Here is a 6,664-nt window from a genome sequence, read left to right on the forward strand (position 1 = left end):
TCAATTGTTGGAGTGACATCTGTTTCAGATAAATAATAGATTGAAGGGAAGGTTTTGATAGAATGCTGCAAAATCCAACTGGAAAAGAGCGTTTGGCATTGGCATTTCTGCTCGGCATGCTTGCTATATTGGGCCCGCTTAATATAGATATGTATTTGCCTAGTTTTCCTGACATTGCCGATGATTTATCGGCCAGTGCCTCGCTTGTACAGTTAAGTTTAACAGCCTGTCTGATCGGGCTTACCATCGGCCAGGTGATTGTCGGGCCGGTCAGTGATGCGCAGGGAAGACGGAAACCGCTATTAATCTGTATTTTCTTATTTGCGTTATCTTCTCTGTTCTGTGCGCTTTCACCAAACATTACAACACTGGTGGCAGCCCGTTTTTTACAGGGGATTACGGCCTCTGCAGGACTTGTGCTGTCTCGGGCAATCGTGCGGGATGTGTTCACAGGGAGAGAGCTTTCTAAATTTTTCTCACTGTTAATGGTGATTACCGCAGTCGCGCCAATGATAGCGCCAATGACAGGCGGTGCTCTTTTATTGCTGCCGTTTGCAACGTGGCATACGATTTTTCACTTTTTAACGATCATCGGATTTGTGCTTGTACTGATTATTGCGCTGAGGTTAAAAGAAACATTGCCGCCAGAAAAGCGGATTCCAAGCTCAATTGGAACATCTGTCAGAACAATGGGGAGCCTGCTGAAGGATCGTTCTTTTATGGGCTACGCGTTAACTGTCGGATTTGTTCACGGAGGAAGCTTTGCTTATGTATCCGGTACGCCTTTTGTGTACCAGGATATTTACGGGGTGTCGCCGCAGGTATTTAGTATTTTATTCGGCATTAACGGCCTGGCGATTATTACGGGAAGCTTTATTATCGGGCGCTTTGGCGGAATCATTCATGAAAAAAGCCTGCTCCGCATGGCGGTCATTACAGCTATGATTGCGACTGCCGTGCTTTTAACGATGACAATGATTCACGGTCCTCTCGCTGCATTGGTCATCTCTATTTTTGTCTATATGATTACGATCGGCATGGTTCTGACGAGCACATTTACGCTGGCCATGGAAAAACAGGGGCACCGCGCCGGAAGTGCAAGTGCGCTGCTGGGAATGCTCCCGCTGCTCCTTGGCTCCATTGTTTCGCCGCTTGTGGGCATTGATGAGACGACAGCTGTTCCGATGGGAGCGATCATGTTTGTTACAGCAGTTATCGGTTCTCTCGCCTTTTTTAGATTAACTAAAGAGAGCGTGAAGCAGAATTAATCAAAAAAAACCTGACGGCATGTCAGGTTTTTTTGATTTTATTAAAATAGCAAAAGCAGGCCGGCGATGGCCGGAGTCAAAAAGATTGCGGATTTCAAGACGGCCTTTGGCATGAGATTGGTGAATTTCGCGCCGACATACGCACCGCACATGGTTCCTATCAAGACTTTGACCAGCAATACATAATCAACAAATCCTTCCGTGATATACCCTATGCCTCCTCCTGCAGCAAGAGGGATAATGACAAGCATCGTTGTTCCGACAGAATGACGGATGGAAAGGTTCAGCATAATCATTAAACCGATCTGGATAAAAGGAGCAGAACCGATGCCGAATGTGCCGGAAAGTATGCCTGATACGATTCCTAAAATCACGGCTTTTGTGTACATTGAAACATTGCTTTGATTCCCTTGAGGCTTTTCTTTTAAAATAAATAATCTGATTAAAATGAGAATCGCTGATAAAAATAACATTCCCGCTGTCAAATAATGAAGCAAATCGGCCGGAATAAAAGATGTCAGCTTTGCCCCGAAAAATGACCCGACGGCAGCAAAGCATCCGACCGTTAAACCGATTTTCAATTGGATGTTGCCTTCCCGGTAATGGCTGTAGGCCCCTGATAAGCTGGTGAAAGCCATACCGGCGAGGGAAGTGCCTAAAGCTGTATGAATCGGAATATGAAAAACCAGGGTTAAAAGAGCAATAACAAAGCCGGCTCCCCCGGCACCAATAAAGCCTAAAATGATTCCGAGAAGAAACATAACAAGAATAATGAGCATACTTTTTCCTCCATTGTATTCTGAGCTGTAAATGTAATGAATCTGAGTGATTGTAGCTGAGGCGAAGTGTCCGGCAGCCGATGAGAGGATCATCTCACTGGTTTACAGTAGTCCGTCGACCGTCGTTTAGCAAAAATATCGTACCGCAAATTTTGGAATTTGACAAGGCAGTTTGTTGCTTCCCTTTATCATCTGTTATATGATTTTGATGAAGAACAGCCCCTGAATCTATTCAAAAGAGGTATTATTTATATGGATGATTTTAAATTAGACAAGCCGACTCCTTATTACCTGCAATTTTATTTCCAGCTGAAAAAAATGATTTTTAACGGGACTTTTAAGCCGGGGGAACGGATCAATGAAACACAGCTGGCTAAAAGTTTCGGCGTCAGCCGCTCTCCGATACGGGAAGCTATGCGGCTGCTTGAGAAAGACGGCTTGTTAAGAGCAGATGACCGGAATGGATTTTCAATCGCTTCTTTAACCGCTAAAGATGTAGATGAAATTTATAAAATCAGAATTCCTCTCGAACTGCTTGCTGTCGAATTGGTCATAGACGAAGCGAATGACGAAGAGCTTCAAACGCTTGAAAAACAGCTTGAAGAAACAGAAAACGCTATTCGTAACGGAGCGGAAGAAACTGAAATGATCAGCTTAAACCAAAAGTTTCACCAGCTGCTTGTCGATTTTAGCCATAACAGACATTTAAAAAACTTACTTGAGCATGTAAACGATCTGATTCACTTTTGCAGAATCCTTAATTATAAAGGGGACAACCGCCCTGAAACGATCCTGCGTGAACACCGCAGCATATTTGAAGAAGTAAAAAAGAGAAACAAAGAAGCAGCTAAAGAACATATGATGGCTCATTTCAATCATGATTCAGAACATTTGAAGCGTGTGCTTGAAGAAGGAAAAGAAAATTAAATGACATGTACAGATACCGAGGATGAGTCCTTGGTATTTTTTATTGCTCTCATCACTTTAATAAATCGAAAATCATATATAAGGAAGCCCATTAATAAGATTCTATGATGATTGACTAACGAATAATGGGGGTTAGACATGTTTATCCATATCGTCCGGCCGGGTGATTCTTTGTTTTCCATAGGCAGAAGATACGGTGCTTCTGTTGATCAAATACGGGGTGTAAATGGTTTAGAAGAAACGAATATTGTGCCGGGGCAGGCTCTGCTCATCCCTCTTTATGTATATACAGTACAGCCGGGAGACACGCTGGCAGCTATTGCAGCAAAAGCGTTTGTTCCGGCAGAACGGCTAAGAGCCGCAAATCCCGCTATAAATCCAAATGCCTTGCAAGCAGGAATGAGACTGACGATTCCTAATATCTCAAACTATATTGCGGGAACGTTAAGCTTTTACGTGCTCCGCAATCCGGATCTAGATCGCGATTTAATCAATGATTACGCCCCGTATTCGTCTTCGATTTCCATTTTCGAATACCATATTGCGCCTAATGGCGACATTGCAAACCAATTGAATGACGCAGCCGCTATTGAAACCACATGGAGAAGACGGGTGACGCCGCTTGCTACAATAACAAATCTGACCTCAGCAGGCTTCAGCACGGAACTCGTACACCAAGTGTTAAACAATCCAACTGCAAGAACCAATCTGGTTAACAATATTTATAACTTGGTATCCACAAGGGGATATGGCGGCGTGACGATCGATTTTGAACAAGTGAGCGCTGCAGATCGGGATCTGTTCACAGGATTTTTGCGTCAGCTGAGAGATCGTCTGCAGCCGGGAGGGTATGTGCTGACCATAGCGGTTCCGGCAAAAACAAGCGATGATATTCCGTGGCTGAGGGGCTATGATTACGGAGGGATTGGAGCGGTTGTCAATTATATGTTTATCATGGCGTATGACTGGCATCATGCGGGAAGCGAGCCGGGGCCTGTTGCGCCGATTACTGAAATAAGAAGAACAATTGAATTTGCGATTGCCCAGGTGCCGCGGAGAAAAATCATCATCGGAGTCCCGCTCTACGGCTACAATTGGATTATCCCTTACCAGCCGGGAACAGTGGCTTCAGCTATCTCAAATCAAAAATCAATTGAAACAGCGATGAGGTACCAAGCCCCTATTCAATATTCAAACGAATATCAATCGCCGTTTTTTCGCTACAGAGATGATCAGGGACGGACGCATGAGGTATGGTTTGAAGATGTCAGGAGCATGAGCCAAAAGATGCTGATCGTCCGCGAATATGGATTACAAGCAATAGGCGCCTGGCAGTTAACACTCGGATTCACACCAGCTCCGTGGCTTCTGCGGAAATTTTTTACGATCAGAAAGGTTTAAGGGCACCGGGCACGGTGTCTTTTTAGTGATGTTTTAAGCGGCTGCTGAATGCTTTTACCGTCTCAGCCTGCCTTGCGTTGTTTCTCGCATCGTGCATTATCTCTAAGCTGCTTTGTTAAAGTCAGATGATAATCGTTCACGGTGTTGAAATATAAGAAGCAGATAAATGCCATTCTCACAAAAAGGAGGATATAGGCGTATTTTTTGACTGCGGTGCTTCGAGCAGCCCTGAGTTCCCGACATATTGTCATTTCACTGGCTGGCAGCGCTGGTGATATCCTTTATCGTAACGGATTGATAGCCGTAAAACCGCATCAGCCTAAAGCGGCAGAATAATTCGATCATTTGTCACTTGCATGGCGTCAGTCTCCCCCATTATGATCGATAGTGAGAACTATCATCAGTCTAATCAGGCACAAATTGCATATCATCTTATGAACGCTTACGGAATATGAGTGAGAGGAAGTTGTCAGAATGAAAAAAGTATTGATCCTGAATTTCCCAGCTGAAGGCCATGTAAATCCTACATTAGGCATTACGAAAGCCTTTGCCGATCGAGGATATGATGTCCACTATATATCCACTGAAAAATATAAAGAAAGATTAGAAGCGGTGGGAGCGACTGTCCACCTTCATCAGGATTTGCTGAGAACAACACCTATTCATGTCGCTTCGCCAAATGGCATTCTTGATTTCCTGAAAATACATATCAAAACCTCACTGGACATTTTACATGTCGTAAAAGAGTTGTCAAAAAGCATTCAGTTTGACTTTGTTTATTATGATAAATTCGGTGCGGGAGAGCTGGTCAGAGATTATCTCAACATCCCGGGCATCTCTTCATCTGCTTCATTCTTATTCGATGAAGAGCATTTAAAGGTATTGCCTCTGCATCCGGATTCAGAAGTGCCTTTACAATTGGATAAAGAGTGTGAAGATCTATTATTAGAGATGAAACAAAATTATGGTGTATCACCTGAAAATATGGTTCAATTCATGAATAATAAAGGTGAATTAAATGTAGTGTACACAAGCCGATATTTTCAGCCGGAAAGCCATCGTTTCGGCAATGAATTTCTGTTTATCGGTCCAAGCTTTCCAAAGAGAGCGGAAAAAACTGATTTCCCAATTGAGAAATTGAAAGATGAGAAAGTCATCTATATTTCAATGGGGACTGTATTAGACGAAACTGAAGAGTTTTTCAACTTATGTATAGATGCTTTTTCTGATGTCGAGGGCAAGGTCGTGATAGCTGCGGGAGAAAAAGCTGACTTGACAAAATTAAAGCAAGCGCCGGAAAACTTTATCATTGCTTCATATGTGCCTCAATTGGAAGTGCTGGAACAATCAGATGTTTTCATCACTCATGGGGGAATGAACAGTGTAAATGAAGGCATTCACTTTAACGTTCCTTTAGTTGTAATGCCGCACGATAAGGACCAGCCAATGGTGGCCCAGCGGCTGACTGAATTACAATCAGGTTATATAGTATCTAAAGATCATGTAACCGCGCAGTCTTTAAAACATGCAGTGGAAGAAGTGTTGAATAACGACCGGTATAAGGAGGGGATTCAAAAAATCAATCAAAGCTTTCAGGATTGCATGAATATGGAAGAGGTAATGGAGCGGATTGATCAATTTATAGATCAGAGAAAATAAACAGCAAAAAATACATTCGGATGATATAAGAAAAAAGAGTGAGATGAAAATGGTCTCACTCTTTTTTACTGATAGGGTCTTACAGGCATTGTGACAATAACCGGAGTCATTTTACGGGATCAGAGATTTTAGCAAAAGGATTATAAATTTGTATGGGCTCATTTTCTGGGAACGGCAGGGCAGCAGGAGAAATACTTTCGCATTCATTCACACTCAAAATCATATTTCATATTATGAATAAGTGTATGGAAAATTATGTATCGAAAGGATGTGGATATAAATTATGTCTCGAAAGCCGTCACATAGGTGCCCTTACTGTGGATCTAACTCTTCAAGCCCCAGTTGTAGAGTAGGCCCTAAAAAAAATCCTGAGCCTAAACATTCATGTATGTGCTGCTGCTGCGTAAGGGGAGTAAGAGGGCCGCAGGGACCACGCGGATTACGCGGTATTCCAGGCAGTATTGGAGCCACAGGACCACAAGGACCACAAGGACCACCGGGGCTGCCAGGGCTGCCCGGAGCAACAGGGGCCACAGGACCACCAGGACTGGCCGGGACTACGGGAGCCACAGGACCACCAGGGCCGGCCGGAGCAACAGGAGTCACGGGAGCAACAGGAGACGCCGGACC

5 protein-coding genes are annotated in these 6,664 nt (G+C 43.7%); 4 read left to right on the forward strand and 1 reads right to left on the reverse strand.

Annotated features, from left to right (window positions below; all coding sequences use genetic code 11):
* The first annotated feature begins 62 nt into the window (after nt 1-62).
* Entirely contained in the window at nt 63-1,268 is a 1,206-nt protein-coding gene (locus CJU60_RS15005) for a Bcr/CflA family efflux MFS transporter (protein WP_024120381.1), read from the forward strand.
* 41 nt (nt 1,269-1,309) lie between these two features.
* Here CJU60_RS15005 and CJU60_RS15010 read toward each other — a convergent pair whose 3' ends face one another.
* Nucleotides 1,310-2,047, reverse strand: coding sequence for a sulfite exporter TauE/SafE family protein (locus CJU60_RS15010; protein WP_024120382.1), 738 nt, complete (start codon nt 2,045-2,047; stop codon nt 1,310-1,312).
* Between the two features lie 252 nt (nt 2,048-2,299).
* Here CJU60_RS15010 and CJU60_RS15015 point away from each other — a divergent pair, with 252 nt between their 5' ends.
* The 3 genes from CJU60_RS15015 (at nt 2,300) to CJU60_RS15025 (ending at nt 6,034) form a co-directional block, all read left to right on the forward strand.
* Nucleotides 2,300-2,974 (forward strand): GntR family transcriptional regulator, encoded by a 675-nt coding sequence (locus tag CJU60_RS15015; protein WP_059291861.1) that lies wholly within the window; start codon nt 2,300-2,302, stop codon nt 2,972-2,974.
* Between the two features lie 138 nt (nt 2,975-3,112).
* A complete protein-coding gene (locus CJU60_RS15020; protein ID WP_095714190.1) occupies nt 3,113-4,375 on the forward strand; it encodes a glycoside hydrolase family 18 protein in 1,263 nt (420 codons plus the stop codon).
* A 474-nt stretch (nt 4,376-4,849) separates the two neighbouring features.
* On the forward strand, nt 4,850-6,034 hold the full coding sequence (locus tag CJU60_RS15025; RefSeq protein ID WP_095714191.1) for a macrolide family glycosyltransferase: 1,185 nt from the start codon (nt 4,850-4,852) through the stop codon (nt 6,032-6,034).
* Nucleotides 6,035-6,664 lie beyond the last annotated feature (630 nt).

Source organism: Bacillus sp. 7705b (assembly GCF_002289525.1).
Lineage (GTDB): Bacteria > Bacillota > Bacilli > Bacillales > Bacillaceae > Bacillus > Bacillus halotolerans.

What these genes read in the sequence shown, in the direction of transcription:
- CJU60_RS15005 (WP_024120381.1), top strand. Translation starts at nt 63, where the DNA reads ATGCTGCAAAATCCAACTGGAAAAGAGCGTTTGGCATTGGCATTTCTG.
- CJU60_RS15025 (WP_095714191.1), top strand. Translation starts at nt 4,850, where the DNA reads ATGAAAAAAGTATTGATCCTGAATTTCCCAGCTGAAGGCCATGTAAAT.
- CJU60_RS15020 (WP_095714190.1), top strand. Translation starts at nt 3,113, where the DNA reads ATGTTTATCCATATCGTCCGGCCGGGTGATTCTTTGTTTTCCATAGGC.
- CJU60_RS15010 (WP_024120382.1), bottom strand. Translation starts at nt 2,047, where the DNA reads ATGCTCATTATTCTTGTTATGTTTCTTCTCGGAATCATTTTAGGCTTT.
- CJU60_RS15015 (WP_059291861.1), top strand. Translation starts at nt 2,300, where the DNA reads ATGGATGATTTTAAATTAGACAAGCCGACTCCTTATTACCTGCAATTT.